General features: G+C 41.8%; 16 protein-coding genes. 6 read left to right on the top strand and 10 right to left on the bottom strand.

All coding sequences use genetic code 11. From position 1 onward, the window contains the following. Positions 1-24 precede the first annotated feature (24 nt). Positions 25-1866, top strand: coding sequence for a putative porin (locus NXR94_RS10715; RefSeq protein ID WP_258104627.1), 1842 nt, complete (start codon positions 25-27; stop codon positions 1864-1866). Then, positions 1866-2465, top strand: coding sequence for a tRNA-(ms[2]io[6]A)-hydroxylase (locus tag NXR94_RS10710; protein ID WP_258104626.1), 600 nt, complete (start codon positions 1866-1868; stop codon positions 2463-2465). The genes NXR94_RS10715 and NXR94_RS10710 overlap by 1 nt, the downstream gene beginning before the upstream one ends. A gap of 6 nt (positions 2466-2471) precedes the next feature. Here the strand turns inward: NXR94_RS10710 and NXR94_RS10705 are convergent, their stop codons facing one another. Next, on the bottom strand, positions 2472-2648 hold the full coding sequence (locus tag NXR94_RS10705) for a PLDc N-terminal domain-containing protein (RefSeq protein WP_258104625.1): 177 nt from the start codon (positions 2646-2648) through the stop codon (positions 2472-2474). Between the two features lie 105 nt (positions 2649-2753). Beyond that, positions 2754-3218 (bottom strand): sulfotransferase, encoded by a 465-nt coding sequence (locus NXR94_RS10700; RefSeq protein WP_258104624.1) that lies wholly within the window; start codon positions 3216-3218, stop codon positions 2754-2756. Between the two features lie 147 nt (positions 3219-3365). On the opposite strand from NXR94_RS10700, the gene NXR94_RS10695 reads away from it, so the two are divergent. Next, on the top strand, positions 3366-4097 hold the full coding sequence (locus NXR94_RS10695) for a hypothetical protein (RefSeq protein WP_258104623.1): 732 nt from the start codon (positions 3366-3368) through the stop codon (positions 4095-4097). Next, the gene (locus tag NXR94_RS10690; protein ID WP_258104622.1) at positions 4094-5227 is read left to right on the top strand and encodes a hypothetical protein; all 1134 of its coding nucleotides are present in this window, start codon (positions 4094-4096) and stop codon (positions 5225-5227) included. Before NXR94_RS10695 ends, NXR94_RS10690 begins: the two co-directional genes overlap by 4 nt. Here NXR94_RS10690 and NXR94_RS10685 read toward each other — a convergent pair. From NXR94_RS10685 to NXR94_RS10675, 3 genes are all read right to left on the bottom strand, one after another. Further along, the gene (locus tag NXR94_RS10685) at positions 5217-6023 is read right to left on the bottom strand and encodes a bifunctional 2-polyprenyl-6-hydroxyphenol methylase/3-demethylubiquinol 3-O-methyltransferase UbiG (RefSeq protein WP_258104621.1); all 807 of its coding nucleotides are present in this window, start codon (positions 6021-6023) and stop codon (positions 5217-5219) included. The genes NXR94_RS10690 and NXR94_RS10685 overlap by 11 nt on opposite strands. Positions 6024-6041: 18 nt before the next feature. Then, on the bottom strand, positions 6042-7502 hold the full coding sequence (locus NXR94_RS10680; RefSeq protein ID WP_258104620.1) for a radical SAM protein: 1461 nt from the start codon (positions 7500-7502) through the stop codon (positions 6042-6044). 398 nt (positions 7503-7900) lie between these two features. Further along, positions 7901-9157, bottom strand: a complete 1257-nt coding sequence (locus NXR94_RS10675; protein ID WP_258104619.1) for an asparagine synthetase B — start codon at positions 9155-9157, stop codon at positions 7901-7903. 101 nt (positions 9158-9258) lie between these two features. On the opposite strand from NXR94_RS10675, the gene NXR94_RS10670 reads away from it, so the two are divergent. Then, the gene (locus tag NXR94_RS10670) at positions 9259-9795 is read left to right on the top strand and encodes an adenine phosphoribosyltransferase (protein WP_258104618.1); all 537 of its coding nucleotides are present in this window, start codon (positions 9259-9261) and stop codon (positions 9793-9795) included. Between the two features lie 32 nt (positions 9796-9827). On the opposite strand, the gene NXR94_RS10665 is transcribed toward NXR94_RS10670, so the two are convergent. The 5 genes from NXR94_RS10665 to NXR94_RS10645 all read right to left on the bottom strand — a co-directional run bounded on the left by NXR94_RS10665 (position 9828) and on the right by NXR94_RS10645 (position 13809). Continuing rightward, positions 9828-10763: a glycoside hydrolase family 43 protein gene (locus tag NXR94_RS10665; RefSeq protein ID WP_258104617.1), complete on the bottom strand. Its 936-nt coding sequence runs from the start codon at positions 10761-10763 to the stop codon at positions 9828-9830. Positions 10764-10928: 165 nt separating this feature from the next. After that, on the bottom strand, positions 10929-11294 hold the full coding sequence (locus NXR94_RS10660) for a hypothetical protein (RefSeq protein ID WP_258104616.1): 366 nt from the start codon (positions 11292-11294) through the stop codon (positions 10929-10931). Positions 11295-11397: 103 nt separating this feature from the next. After that, positions 11398-12657 (bottom strand): sterol desaturase family protein, encoded by a 1260-nt coding sequence (locus NXR94_RS10655; protein ID WP_258104615.1) that lies wholly within the window; start codon positions 12655-12657, stop codon positions 11398-11400. Positions 12658-12725: 68 nt separating this feature from the next. Further along, the gene (locus NXR94_RS10650; protein ID WP_258104614.1) at positions 12726-13337 is read right to left on the bottom strand and encodes a hypothetical protein; all 612 of its coding nucleotides are present in this window, start codon (positions 13335-13337) and stop codon (positions 12726-12728) included. Then, a complete protein-coding gene (locus tag NXR94_RS10645; protein ID WP_258104613.1) occupies positions 13330-13809 on the bottom strand; it encodes an RNA polymerase sigma factor in 480 nt (159 codons plus the stop codon). The genes NXR94_RS10650 and NXR94_RS10645 overlap by 8 nt, the downstream gene beginning before the upstream one ends. An 80-nt stretch (positions 13810-13889) precedes the next feature. On the opposite strand from NXR94_RS10645, the gene NXR94_RS10640 reads away from it, so the two are divergent. Continuing rightward, positions 13890-14321 carry a hypothetical protein gene (locus tag NXR94_RS10640; protein WP_258104612.1) on the top strand — a complete coding sequence of 144 codons (432 nt, stop codon included), beginning with the start codon at positions 13890-13892 and terminating at the stop codon, positions 14319-14321. Positions 14322-14354 lie beyond the last annotated feature (33 nt).

Genomic DNA, 14354 nt, shown 5'->3' with positions numbered 1-14354 from the left:
GTCAGAATATATTAGCTCAATAGATTGAAAAAAAATGTTTTTATAGGTCTTGTGTTGCTGAGCCTGGTTGCTCAAGCTCAAATTGTGGATGATTCCACCAAACAGATTTACTCTGCGAAGACCACCCGCATCATCCGGGAATTGGATATTAAAAACAATCAGACTTCAGAAAGACATCCTGATACGACCCTTTACCGATTGGAGAGTTTCATGATGACAGACAAGACTGAGCATTACTATCAGGACCTGGGAAACAATGGAACGGCACTTTTCCCAATATTCTACCAATTAAAAAACCAGATTGGAAAGACTACTGGTTTTGATGTTTATGATCCGTACATGTATAACCCGGAGGATGTTAATTATTATGACACCAAATCACCATTTATCTCGGTAGATGTGATTTTTGGCGGAAACAATCGATCTGCCGTTGACTTCACCTTCGCTCGGAGCATCAACCAAAGATGGAATTTTGGATTCGACATTCATAAGATCACCAGTACCAAGATCATTGGCTATACCTCCATCGATGATCGTAATTCTCAAAGCAGTATTTTCAGCTTTTATACCTATTATAAGCATGAAAAAATGCCCTACAGTGCTATGCTCAGTGTGGTAAATTTGAATCACAATGTAGGAGAAACAGGAGGGATCCTTGTTGGAGAAAACCCAACCAAAGCGGACTTGTTTCTATACCGGGATGCCAGCGTGCAGTTGGATGACGCCAAGGCCAATGATAGTCGGATGAACTATCACTTTTATCATGAATATGACTGGCAGAAGCAACTTCAGTTTTATCACCAGTTGGATGTAAAATCACAGGGAACAGCCTATAATGATAATATCTCCTCAGCCAATTACGCCTTTTATGGCCAACCGCTGATCAACGAATCACAGGTTTCTACCGAAAGCTCTTTTAAAGAAGTGGTCAATGAGGTTGGTATTAAGGGAGACCTGGCCAATTTGTTTTATCGGGCTTATCTGAAGCGCCGGGTTTATGACTTTAGTTACAACTATTGGGACCCGATAGATAAAGGTGGGGAGAACTATATTGGTGGCTATAGCCGGTTTACCTGGAAGAACAAGTTTAATGTGGAGGGTAACCTCGAGTATTTGCAGACAGGAGAGTATCAGTTGATCGGTCGACTCAATTCTGATCTGCTATTTGGTTCTTATTCGTCTGTCAGAGCTAAGGCGCCAATCTTCTATGAACGTTATTTTGGCAATTTCCATGAGTGGAATAATACGCTGGACAGGACTTTTACGAATGAAATAAAAGGCGGGGTACATCTTGATTTTGGAGTATTGGAGGTAAAACCCCAGGCCAGAATTCTTTCGTTGAGCAATTACATATTTATGGATGAAACCCTCAACCCGCAGCAAAGCTCAGCATTAGCAGTGCTAACCAGTTTTGGTGGAGATTTTAACCTGAGATTTTTTACCAATAAAGAATTGGGAGAGGCTTTTCACATAGAAAATGAAGTCTATCTAACGACGGTTTCAGGTGATGGGGCGTCTAATTTGAGTGTCCCCCCGGTGTTTTATAATGGTAAAGCGTTTTGGAGAGGTGCCTGGTTTAAGAAGACCATGAATGTGGAGGTAGGTTTCGATTTGAGTGCGAAATCTGCATACTATGCCATGGGATATGCGCCAAGCATTCAGCACTTCTACCTGCAGGACGATTTCAAAACGGAGTCCTATTTTACTGCCGATGCATTCCTAAATGTCAAAGTGAGTAATGTGAAAGTCTTCATCAAATGGATGTACTTCAATCAGCAAAATGATAATGGATACTTTATAACCCCTTATTACCCTGGTGAAGGAAAGACGATTGATTTTGGAGTAAACTGGACGTTTTACGACTAATGGATATCAACAAAACCACGCTTGGACTTAACCTGCCCACAGATCCTCGGTGGGTGAATATCGCAGAAAAAAAGATCGAAGATATATTGGTGGACCATGCCTATTGTGAGCAAAAGGCCGCGTCATCTTGTATTTCCCTGATCGTCCTTTACCCGGAAAGAAGGGAGCTTGTTGAGATGCTAACGCCGGTCGTGGCGGAAGAATGGGCTCATTTTGAGCGTGTGCTGGAACAGCTCAGAAAGCGTGGATTTGGGTTAGGTAAGCCACGTAAAGATGAATACGTCATCAAAATCAATGGTATTCTTAGATCGGGTGGTAGCCGGGAACAGCAATTGGTAGAAAAGCTGCTACTCAATGCGCTCATTGAAGCCAGGAGCTGTGAGCGATTTAAAATTCTTTGGAAAAACATTGAAGATCAGGAGCTCTCCAAATTTTACTACGAGCTAATGGTTTCCGAAGCGGGCCACTATCATAACTTCCTGGATCTGGCAAAAACCTATATGCCCGAGGATTATGTGATGGAACGATGGGGAGAATTTCTTGAAGAAGAGGCCGCTATCCTGAAAACTCTTGAGGTTCGCTCGGATAGGATGCACTAAGAATGCCTACTTTTTCTTTTTGAAGTAATAGACTATTGCTGTGATGATGTTAAAGATCACTGCGCAGATGGTCCAAAGGATTTTGCTTCCATCAGACATTTTCTTTTGTTTGGTCCAAACATCATAAATGACCCAAATGGCACATAGCAGTGCGATTATTCCCAGGAGACTGTTAGTATTCATAAGTTATGAGAGTTAGGTAAGGGTTTAAGATAGATAAAATCAACATATGGATCAAGTGAAAAGCCTTACCAACAACCAGGTCAATAGATATGGGTTCACCAATGTTTAAAGGAAGGATTGATTGAGGTGAGGGTAAGATTTTTTAGGAACAGGCACATCAAGAAATTGGCATAGAGGTCCCAAGTCTACTTGTTTACTGATATCTATAACCAACAGATCATGTGGCCGGTCATGGAAATGTTCAAAAACATCCTGATGATAGTTTTTCCACTTTTTGGTAAATACTTGTTCGTCAAATTTTGCGGTACCGTAAAAACGGGAATGTATTTCATTGGCTATGCGTTGATTCATTTTGTTCATCCTGGGTAGTTCAAATTTAAACAGCCACCTCACACTAATTATCCAATCATCCATAGGCCTGGTAGTCAGGATGAAACTACATTTTGGATATTTTGAGTCAAGTTTTTTATAAAGTAAGGGAATGGGGTTGTCCATGAACGCGTCATATCTTGACCATAACGGAGATGCCACGTCGTAAAATAGGGGTATGCCATTGTGGGCAGGGTTCATTCTTAATATCCTGAGTGCCTCGTACAATCATGTCGTCCCCGTTCTTTTTAAACCGATCCCCAATATTTTTCGATCCATGCCATTCAATCTAAATGAAATTGGCTAAAGTTGGTATTAATACATGAAACTGTCTAGTTTCATTACCGAATGAAAGAACAAGGGATTCTAACAGCATCGGGACTGGTTGACTGGAAACTGAAATCAGGCCAACTGAAGATGCCAATAAAGCCAAAATCTGTGATTTTTTGTCCCGAACCTGTCTTAAGGGCTAACAGCAATTGGTTTAGCAGAAGACAGGTGCGAGGCCTGATGGGGACCCATGTATGTGTGAATAAGCATTCGGGTATCTACCTAAGTTCGGGTTGGGGAATGGGGGCTTCAGCCCTGGTGGCACTTTGTGAGGAGTGGCGTGCGCTGGGGGTTACGCATTTTTTACATTTAGGCTTTGTGGGCAGACTTACCAGTAAGCTGGATAGTTCCGAAGTGATAATAGGCCATTCTGCATTGAGTGAAGAAGGTTGCTCAAGACATTATTCTTTAGGAGATAACAACGAAATAAAAAAGCATACGTGGGACCAATTAGAATCACTGATGAATGGGATTGACCATCTATCACAACAATTTGTGAGCACGGATGCTCCATTTAGAGAGACTCCGGATATGAAGGAGAAATGGATAAGCAAGAAGGCAACCGTTGTAGACATGGAAACCTCTGGGTTGTATGCCTTCGCCCACTATTATAATTTAAAAGCACTTTCGGTGGGAATATCGGCTGATCTTTTAGAAAAGGATGTCTGGACACCACCTGAGGATACGAGGGAGCTCAATCAAACTTTATTTAGAACATCAAGAATACTGATCTCGAACCTGGCGCGATGAATCCTGTTATTGTTATTAATGCATTTCAAAGACCCCAAAGCCTGGAGCGATTGCTTGGCAGTTTGAGCGTGGCCAGGATACCACCAGATACGAATTTGGTGTTTTCATTAGAATATAATGCTCATGCAGAGGTGATAGCAAAATGCAAGTCCTTTGAATGGCATTATGGGAGTAAGGAAATTATCCAGCATGATCAAAAACTGGGATTGGTCAATCACTATTTATTCTGCGGTGGGTTGACTCGCAAATACAAAGCAATCGTCTATCTGGAAGATGATCTATACGTAGCGCCGTATTTCTATAATTACGCCCAAAAACTGCTTTCAACGTATCAGGATGATCCGGGAATAGCCGGATTTTCGTTAAATTCACTTTGGTTCAATGGTTATCTTCATTTGCCGTTTCGACCTGTTCAGGATGGAAATTCCTGTTATTTTCTCCAGGTTCCCTGGTACCAGGGGCAGGTTTACACCGAAGATCAGTGGAACGAATTCGAAAAGTGGTTCATTAATCGAAAGCCAGTGGGAGATGATGTCATGATGCATGACCTTTTTCGGGATTATAAGTTAAGTGACGACTGGTTTCCTCTCAAAGTTCAGTACCTCATCGAAACGAATCGCTTTTATTGTTTTCCCAGAGTCTCGTATTGCACCAATTTTGGAGATCTGGGCACACATTTTTCACAAAACACCCTGTTTTTTCAGTCCGAACTTACTTTGGGACCAACTGATTCTAATTTTTGGCCCAGGGATAAGTCTATTGCAGTATATGATTCGCATTTTGAGTTGGTACCTGAAGTGTGGAAACAATTGTTTTCAGAGTACGGGAAATATGATTTTGAACCCGACCTCAATGGTACAAAGAACCTGAAGCGCACAAGGAAAAATTACGTGCTTACTTCTCGTCCCGCTACAAAAAGTATCAGGTCATATGGTCTGGAGATGCATCCTCAGGAACTAAATATCATTCAAGATGTATCAGGATCATTTTTTCACCTGGCAGAGGTGAGCAAGGTGTCAGCGAAGGAGTGTCCGAGGTATCTTGATTTTTGGAAGTACCATCATAGATCCAAGCTGAGTTTATGGAAAAAACTCAAACTGTTAATTGCCAAAAGATCCACTATTTGGTGAAACTAATGATGAAATAATCTCCAATGGATCGAAACAGAGGCCATTTGGCAACAACATGGTCAATGGACGTAAGTCCCGAATATAGTTTTGGATATTTAACAGGAAATTTTTCTAAAAAGGAGGGAGGCGAAAAGATACATAAACCTTCTATTTGAATCTGATCTACTAGTGGTTCGATGATACTTTTAACATATTGAGGCGTATAATACCAACAATCAAAATGCTGACCTTCAATATGAGCACTTGAAGCTCCTTTAAATTTTCTTCTAAAAGCAATTTTAGTATTTCCCTTGAGAAGAAATAGTTTTTCCCATAAGGTGAATGGAGGTAAAATGGTTAACAAACCGGAGCCACCGGGTTTCAATTTTGAAATCAGGTCCTCCAGCACCATTTTGATATCAGGTGTGCAGTTCAAACCTCCAAAATTGCTGTAAACAAAATCATAGGTACCAGGTAATTCGTTGATGTCGATAAAACTTTTGCAGATGAAGTCTACCTGATTTTGCAATTGAAGCTGTTGAATTTTTTCTTGTGCTCTATTGACCATTCTTTGACTCAATTCGATAGCAGTGACATGATATCCATGCCGAGCAAAATAAATGGCATCAGTCCCCGTACCAGCATTGATTTCCAGTATTTCATCTTTTGTATTCAGCAACTTTAGCACACGGGATCTTATCCTCTCCCTCATGTAGCTGACAATAGGGTTAGCATCATAAATCTGATCAAAGATTACCGATTGCCTACCAAAGGCTTCAGCTACATCAGTTTGGTTGTCATTTGATTTTGCGGTCATTGAGATAGGAAATGTAGATCAACTGGAAGATAGACGATTCAATTTTAAGTTTCTCCAAATAATAATGGGGGTATAATAGATTACTTTCAATACCGATTTCACGTGTTTCCATCTTACAATCAGTGGATTAGAGAATGCCTCATGAATTAGACGCACTGATTTAGATCTGTTATACACATTATGGGTATACTGGTGCAAAAGCCTATAAAAGGAGGGTTGGTAGGTGTTTTGAAACATCATATCTAAATCATCGGAATCAACCCAATTGGCCTTTGACTCCAGGTCCTTTTGTACTTTTTCGTAAAACTTGGTTCCCGGCAGGGGATAGGAGACTGATATGCCCAGAGAATCAGGCTGAAGGTCCTTGATCATTGCAATGGTCAATTCAATATCCTGCTTCGTTTCATTTAAATAGCCATATTGAATAAAAAAGCCCACTTTGACTCCATGTTGTTTCAGTAGTTTTGTGGACTGATGAATTTGGTTGATAGTTGTGCCCTTATCCATGGCGTCCAGTATCTTCTGAGAGCCAGATTCTGCACCTATCCATACTTCATGCAGTCCCGAGGCAACAAGCGCATCAATATTATCCTCTTCTAATAATAGATCTGCTCTGGACTGAATCTTATAATAGATTTTTAGCTTTCTCGCTTCTATTTCATTTCTGAATTCCTGAACCCAGCCGGGCTTCAAACCGAAAATATCATCACACATCCAAAAATGGTCGACGTTATGATGCTCAAGGTGAAATTCTATTTCGTCAACCACCTTTTTGGGTGATCGCACATTGTACCGCTGACCATAGATTGGCTTTGCACACCAATTACATTTGTAAGGGCATCCACGCGTAGTGGCTATATTGAGATAATGTGTTTTACCTGCTTCACACCAAATTTGTCGGTAACTGTCCACGTCTGCCAAGTCCCAGGCAGGAAGCGGTAGTTGATCCAGATCAGTCATAATGGCTTGCCTGGGTGTCACCAATGTCTCATCAGATGTATTACGATAGGCAATGCCATTGACCTGATCCAATGATGTTTCATTTTCATAAGCGTCAATAAGCGCTTTTAATGTCATTTCACCTTCCCCACGAATGACGATATCAGCATGATGGTCGAGGTATTTTTCATAATGGTCAGTGGCATCCGAACTGCATACAATCACCTTAACACCATGTCGATGGGCAGTCTCCTGCATGCGAAATGCCGCTTCGCGCATGGTGGTGAGACACATTTTAGTTAACCAGTTGAAACCGTCATCAAATATGACAAAGTAGTCAGGGCCAAATTGTGATAATATATCTGACAAACCGGACTCATTTTCTCTCAGACCGACATCGAATAAGCTTACTTCACACCCATGATCCCTCAAAAAACCAGCAGCCGTCATTGTCATCAAGGGAGGAAATGGCTCAGCCATTTTCCATTGCTTCGAATCCAGCTGATAGAAATAAGAATGGCTAAAGAGTATTTTCGGCATAGACTATGTCATATTTAGAAAAAAAACCCTCGTTTTGCTTCAGTTCCGGCTCCTTGTTGATTTGTTCCGTTGACGGATTGGGCAATAGGAAACCCATTAAATCTTTGGGACGGTTAGAACCTGATATACTGATATATTTAATCCACGGAAACCAGCCTGTTAGGTTGGCCCATATCCCAGCTTTTTGTTCATAGTCTTTAGTCATACGCGCCTTCTGCTCAAGGTCATCTTTCCATGTTCTGCCCCCAACCATATGCAGGTAACCATCATTCAGTTAGGTGGGCGTGGTTGTCCTTAATTTAGCTTTTTTTACGCTAAAAATGTGGTGTTCAGGATGCCATATTTTGATGCTGGAAGCCTGATCAGGTGGAGGCCAATAGCATAATTGGCTGCTTTAATTAAGTCTTCTGCTTTTTCTTTTTGGCGGCAGGGAATAGGATGTTGTTAAGGATGAGTCGGTATCCCGGAGAGTTGGGATGCAGGTTAAGGTCTGTAGGTTGCTCATTGACATAATGCCTGTAGTCTTCCGGATCATGTCCACCATAAAAGGTCCAGAAACCCTTCCCGATCACCCCGTGAATATATCTGGCTTCACCAATAGAACGGTTTTCCCCCATCACCACCACATCACCTTTGATCAGTTCTTTTCTAAAAGCCGTGGTTTGCCCCATGAAGCCCTTAATCACGTGGGTATGGTTTTGCGTAAGCATAGTGGGAATGGGATCCCATTTAGCAGAAAACTGGAATAAGCTGAAAAAATCATTGTTTTCACTAACCCCTCGTTCACGATCCTGCATGTCGATGTTGGAATATTCGTATTCATAAGGATTTCGCTCCAAACGGAAATTTTCGAATGCAAATGTTTTGCTATAATCTAACTTCGATTGTGCCTGTGGATCAGCTCCATCACCGTCAAACATGGATTCACATATATCAACACCCTCAGCTGCCAACGCGATATCATAGGTGTCAGTAGCAGAACACATGGCGAAAAGAAAACCCCCACTGGCGACGAAAGCGTTAATCTTTTTTGCGATGGCTAATTTCAAATGAGAAACCTTCGAGAAGCCGTGTTTACGTGCTGACTCTTCATATTCTCGTTGTTGCTGTTGATACCATGGAAAATGCTGGTAGGTCTTATAAAACTTACCGTATTGGCCAGTAAAATCTTCATGATGGAGGTGCAACCAGTCATATTTCGGAAGTTCATTGTACATCACCTCATCATCGAAAACCACGTCATAAGGAATTTCCGCATAGGTCAAAACCAAAGTAACGGCGTCATCCCATGGTTGCTTGCTCTTGGGTGAGTAGACTGCTACTTTAGGATACTTCTCCAGCTTCATGACATCCATATTGCTGGCCGGACTGGAGATCTCATTGACAATCTGATTAGCTTCTGCATCAGAAATGATCTCGTAAGACACCCCTCGAATCACACATTCGTTTTCCAGGGTAGGTAGGTATTTTACCATAAAGCTGCCGCCCCGATAGTTCAAAAGCCAATCAACAGGAACCTCTTTGGTCAGCATCCAGTAGGTGATCCCGTAGGATTTAAGATGGTTGCTCTGAGTTTCATCCATAGGTATGAGAATATGCGCCGCACTAGCACAATAGGAAAGAGTAATAAGAAGCGCACAAATCAATGATCTCATAGTATCCTTTTTTCGAGCATTTTGGATCAGTAAATATAACTATCAATCAAGCCAATCTTAAGTTAGTTTCATTAATTCCCAAAAACACAGTTTATCTTCGAATGATGAACGATCTAGAGCAACGATTAATTCAAACAATACGTGACGTTCCGGACTTTCCAAAGCCGGGAATTCTTTTTAAGGACATCACCCCAGTTCTTTCAGATGCGGCCTTGAGCGCCCAGGTACTGGATGCGTTGGCGGAATACTGGTCTAAAAAGGGCATAGGGGCTGTTGCGGGTATAGAATCTCGAGGTTTCCTGTTTGGATCACAATTGGCGATCAGATTGGGTGTACCATTTATTCCTATCAGGAAAAAGGGGAAGTTACCTTACAAAACCATTGGCCACGCTTATGACCTGGAATATGGTTCAGCGGAAATTGAAATACATGTTGACGCGGTGTTGCCTGGACAAAAGGTGTTAATCCATGATGACCTACTGGCCACGGGTGGGACGGCAGGAGCAACCGCTCAATTGATCCAGAAAGCAGGTGGTACGGTGAGTGGCTTTTCCTTTCTTATTGAGCTGAGCTTTTTAAAAGGGGCAGAAGAGCTGAAATCATATTCGATGGATATTCATTCCATACTTAAATATTAGTTCAATCTTCCACCCCTAATGGTGGTTGGTTATCAATCTCCCTGGTCTTGCCTGAAATCAGGAAAGCCATTTTTATCCCATTCGATTACTCTGGCCCTGGTATGACGATTTGGGTCGGTCAATGGATTGCCGACAAGATCTTTATATACTCTTGCGTGATAGATCATTACGTCTTTTTCTCCATCTTCGGAGGTGGTGAATGAATTATGTCCGGGGCCATAGCGCCTTAGCTTTTCGCTGGTGTAAAAAACCGGTTTTTCAGACTTATTCCAGGCGGTGGAGTCCATAGGGTCTGTATTTTCATCCAGCCATAACATGCCTATACAATAATTATGGTCCGTGGCACTGGCAGAATAGGTGAGGAATACTCTTCCATTTTTTTGAAGAATGGCCGGACCTTCATTGACCTTGTATCCTCTTGTTTCCCAATCATAAGTCGGATCCGTGAGGACTACTTCAGGACCTTTCAGTTTAGTTGGAGACTCCATCTCAGAAATAAGCAATGAGGTTCCTCTGCCCACATTTTGCGTCCAGATAAAATATCTTTTCCCCTTATATTCGAAAGTGGTGGCGTCAAGTGAAAAGGAATCTTGCTCAGTGTAAATTCTGCCTTCTTCTACCCATTCGCCGGTTGTAGGATCCTCAGAGCTATTGGACAAGGCATAGATTCTAATATTCCAATGATTTTCGGCATCTCCTGCAGCAAAGTAGATGTACCATTTGCCATCAATGCGATGAAGCTCAGGAGCCCATATGTGGTGTCCCATGACCCCCGTTTCATGTTTTCTCCAAACAACAGTAGGCTCTACCATTCCTAAATCAGCAATGGTATTTGCTTTTCTAATTTCAATACGATCGTATTCAGGTGCCGTAGCAATTAAGTAGTAAGTGCCATCATCAGTTTTATGAACCCATGGATCCGCTCTTTGAGGCACTAATGGATTTACGATGCCGTTGCTCAAACTCAACGAAGTGGTCTTTTGTTGGCAAGAACCAATTAGTGCGCAAACTAGAATTAATGTCAGGGCTTTTAATGACAACACGGTCATGTTCATAATCATAGGATTTTTTAATGCTAGACTATTATATGAAAGAGGGCCAAGGGGCATTTGATACCAGAAAACCTGAAAAAATCACCATTTAATGATCATCACTTCCTTCGCCCGATCCAGTGCATCAAAACGAATGCTTAACCTTTTGGCAGATTGAGCCTTTCCACAGGAATCTGACATAGTGAGGTTATAATAGAAGAATTTTTCATTGCGCGTGTACAACTCGTGCTCATCCGGATTGCCGAGAAGGCCTTTGACCTCGGCCTGTCCTTTACTTAAAATTTTATCCTGCTGATCAACGACCGCCTTGGCCAAAACCAGTTTGGCACTGTCACATGGCTTAAGAGGTTGTCTCCAGGCCAGATCATCAAAGTTTTCCAATTCAATTTTTGGGTAGCAGGAGGTAAGGAGTGCTACGATCGCAGTGAAATAGAAGGATTTCCTCATGTTGCGAAAATAGGGAATCAATCATTCACTGCTTTGATCAGAGCAGATATTCAGCCTGAATTTCCGCATGGCTTTACCGCAAGCCATTCATCATGGTGGCTTATTAAGCCAGACTTGACTCTTGCTCAATTTCAAATTTTTCCAACTGATCCTTTTTAACCTTAAAGGAAAAATAGAGAATGCTTAAACCAGCAAGGGCGAAAGCGGCGATGGTGATCCAACTAGTCCAGTCCGCTATACCCCTGCCGTTTAATATTATTACAATAGAGAACGCCATAAAAAGGTTTCTCAGTATCTCAAGAGGGATAGACCAGGATTTTGCCTGCATTAATCCTCCCCAACTAATGATCATCATAAAAACCCCGACAGACATAATACCTCTATCCAGAGGAGTTAACGGCATAGACAGGTTAATCGTTACCATGAGGTATAACAGGCCAATGGCCACATGTATAATCAGATAGGGCTTGAGTCCTTTGAATTGGGTGCTGGTATACTTGATTTGCTCAGCCTTTGTATAGCCAACCCTATGTGGTTTGTTGGTCCGTAGCCCCCTTGGTCTCCAGCCCAGCGGCATAAACCACAGTTTGATTTTATCCCACCAGTAGGGAGCTGCCACAGCATCATCCCATAGCTGTTTCCAGTACTGAAAATTGATAAATATAGGATCCCATGTTCTTGGCGGGTGTGTTACGCCATAGCATATTTCTTCTTTTTCTTCTTCGAACGTGCCAAACATCTTATCCCAGATAATCAGGAATTCCGAAAAGTTCTTGTCTATGTACTGCGGGTTCACCCCATGATGCACCCTGTGATGGGAGGGTGTCACGAAGAATTTCTCAAACCAACCGAGCTTTTTGATCACCTGGGTATGATGCCAGTATGCTAGCAGTAAGTGCACCGCAGCCATGGCATAGACAGCCTCCGGAGAATAACCAAGAAGCACTAGAATCCAATCGAAAAACAGGAACTGAAATAATCTTTGAGTAAAACTTGCCCGAATACCAACAGAAAGGTTGAGTTCTTCAGAGGAATGATGAGGCATATGTGCCGCCCAGAAAATGTTCAGGGTATGTCCAATTCGGTGAAACCAGTAGAAAACGAAGTCCTGAAGAAGTAACAAGAGCACCAGGAAGTACCACGTATTTGGAATTTTCCAAGGAGCAAATTGATAGAGCCAGCCATACCATTTATAAACAAAGAAGGCCACTGCCAGATTAACACATTGATTACCAATACCAGTGGCGAGGTTGGCAATAGTATCCTGAAAGTTGTAGTATTTTTTGTTGGTCTTGACGCTATAAATGATCTCTGCCAGCAGCAGCAAGAGGACTATAGGCGTGATGAAGGTATAAACATTCATAGCGTGGGGTGTTTCGCTTATGAATAACAACGGAATTGTTAAAACTGTTCATTCCGATAAAACAGAAATCAAGTACCCATTTCGAGTTCCTTAATATTGGCTTTTAACTGATCTAAATGGGCTCCGTAAGTATGTCGATTCCATTTTTTATTAATAAAATAGGCGATGGGAACCAGAACGATCATGGATCCGAGAAGTAATAGCCAGTCCATAGTTTCGTTCAGCATGAGTGTTTCGGGATTGAACAAATACATACCAAGCAGGAAACCTGTGGTTGCAGTGATAGGATAGAGAACCATGCTTACCAGTTCTTCATATTTCAGAATATCCGATATCCGTTGATGAAATGCTTGTAGTGCTCCTAATAGATTCTGATTCATATCAACGGATTTTGAGAGTAAGCGATACTCCTGAAAAATCAGCGTAGATCCAATCAAGTAAAATCCCAGCATGATACTCAGGAGTATTCGGATTGCTCCCGCTTGAACCAAAGCCACACCAACCAGTATTGTGGCCAGCACCATCAGTGAGAATGCCAGCTTCCAGCCGATCTTTTGTCGAAGCAAAGCCGTAGTGCTCTGTGATTGACTTCTTATATGCTCAGATATATTGCTGGAGGCGATCAACTCCAGGTCGGCGTCACTTCTAATTTCTCCCCAGAGTTCTTTTAGCTCATTCATTGTTTTCAGGGTTTAATTTCTTTTTAAGGTTGTCCTTGATTCGATGGAGTTTTACACCAACATTGTTTTTGGTTAGTCCGGTCATTTCAGCTATCTCACCATTATCAAAATCCTCCAGATGTAGGGTAATAATGGTCTTATCTACGTCTGAAAGAGCCTTGATTGCTCTCATTAATCGGTCCGCTTCATCAGAGATCGCAGGACTTTCAAAGGAAAAATCTCTATCCTCTAGTGAGTCAACCTCTATGCGCTTTTTTCGACGATAGGAGAAGATAGTATTCAGCCCAATCCGATAGAGCCAAGTAGAGAACCGGGCATCACCACGAAACCCGTGGATAGATTTCCAGGCCTGAAGATGGATTTCCTGCATCATGTCCCGACGATCTTCTGCATTGTCCAAATACAAATAGGTGATTTTGTGGATGATGGCAGCATGAGCCTGAATAGCTTTAATAAATTCTGATTCTGTCACGATGATTATCGGCGGTGTATCTAATTTTGCCTTGTTAGTATTTATTGTGTTGTTGAAAATTACAGGGAATTATAAAAATTATGATCAAAGCGATTAATGTACTCAAGGTTATTTCATCTATTGTGTTTCTGGCCACCCTGTTATTTGTATATGCACTTTTACCGGTCATGGTAAATATCAACCCCGAAGAGACGGGTTGGTCGCTTCATAAGGAGTACTTCTTCTATGGTATGATGATCATTTGTGTAGTGGTAAATATATTCAGCTATACAGTAGAAAGAATGTTATTCCCTGTTATCTCCTCAGATGAGATCAAAAGTTGGATCAAAGGGTTTTCAGTAGTCCTGAATCTTTACCTGGCCTTTCTGGTTGGTTATGTAGGAGTAATGAACAATCCGCAACATTTTGAGGCAGGAGCATACGGCTACCTCAATTACCTTGGACCCTTATTAATATTTGGCTGGACTATTGGATTAGTTTTTTCCATCGTTAATAAGTCGAAAACAACCTGATAAACAATTGATTATTGTTTTTCGCTTCAATTA

This window comes from Marinoscillum sp. MHG1-6 (assembly GCF_024714475.1).
Classification (GTDB): Bacteria; Bacteroidota; Bacteroidia; order Cytophagales; family Cyclobacteriaceae; genus JAMZMI01.
The sequence above is the reverse complement of the archived record's forward strand: the minus strand, read 5'-3'. Positions and strand labels throughout refer to the sequence as shown.

Bases quoted from the DNA above. Each gene is read 5' to 3' on its own strand.
- NXR94_RS10710 (WP_258104626.1), top strand. From the start codon at position 1,866: ATGGATATCAACAAAACCACGCTTGGACTTAACCTGCCCACAGATCCT.
- NXR94_RS10705 (WP_258104625.1), bottom strand. From the start codon at position 2,648: ATGAATACTAACAGTCTCCTGGGAATAATCGCACTGCTATGTGCCATT.
- NXR94_RS10700 (WP_258104624.1), bottom strand. From the start codon at position 3,218: ATGAACCCTGCCCACAATGGCATACCCCTATTTTACGACGTGGCATCT.
- NXR94_RS10695 (WP_258104623.1), top strand. From the start codon at position 3,366: ATGAAAGAACAAGGGATTCTAACAGCATCGGGACTGGTTGACTGGAAA.
- NXR94_RS10690 (WP_258104622.1), top strand. From the start codon at position 4,094: ATGAATCCTGTTATTGTTATTAATGCATTTCAAAGACCCCAAAGCCTG.
- NXR94_RS10685 (WP_258104621.1), bottom strand. From the start codon at position 6,023: ATGACCGCAAAATCAAATGACAACCAAACTGATGTAGCTGAAGCCTTT.
- NXR94_RS10680 (WP_258104620.1), bottom strand. From the start codon at position 7,502: ATGCCGAAAATACTCTTTAGCCATTCTTATTTCTATCAGCTGGATTCG.
- NXR94_RS10675 (WP_258104619.1), bottom strand. From the start codon at position 9,157: ATGAGATCATTGATTTGTGCGCTTCTTATTACTCTTTCCTATTGTGCT.
- NXR94_RS10670 (WP_258104618.1), top strand. From the start codon at position 9,259: ATGATGAACGATCTAGAGCAACGATTAATTCAAACAATACGTGACGTT.
- NXR94_RS10660 (WP_258104616.1), bottom strand. From the start codon at position 11,294: ATGAGGAAATCCTTCTATTTCACTGCGATCGTAGCACTCCTTACCTCC.
- NXR94_RS10655 (WP_258104615.1), bottom strand. From the start codon at position 12,657: ATGAATGTTTATACCTTCATCACGCCTATAGTCCTCTTGCTGCTGCTG.
- NXR94_RS10650 (WP_258104614.1), bottom strand. From the start codon at position 13,337: ATGAATGAGCTAAAAGAACTCTGGGGAGAAATTAGAAGTGACGCCGAC.
- NXR94_RS10640 (WP_258104612.1), top strand. From the start codon at position 13,890: ATGATCAAAGCGATTAATGTACTCAAGGTTATTTCATCTATTGTGTTT.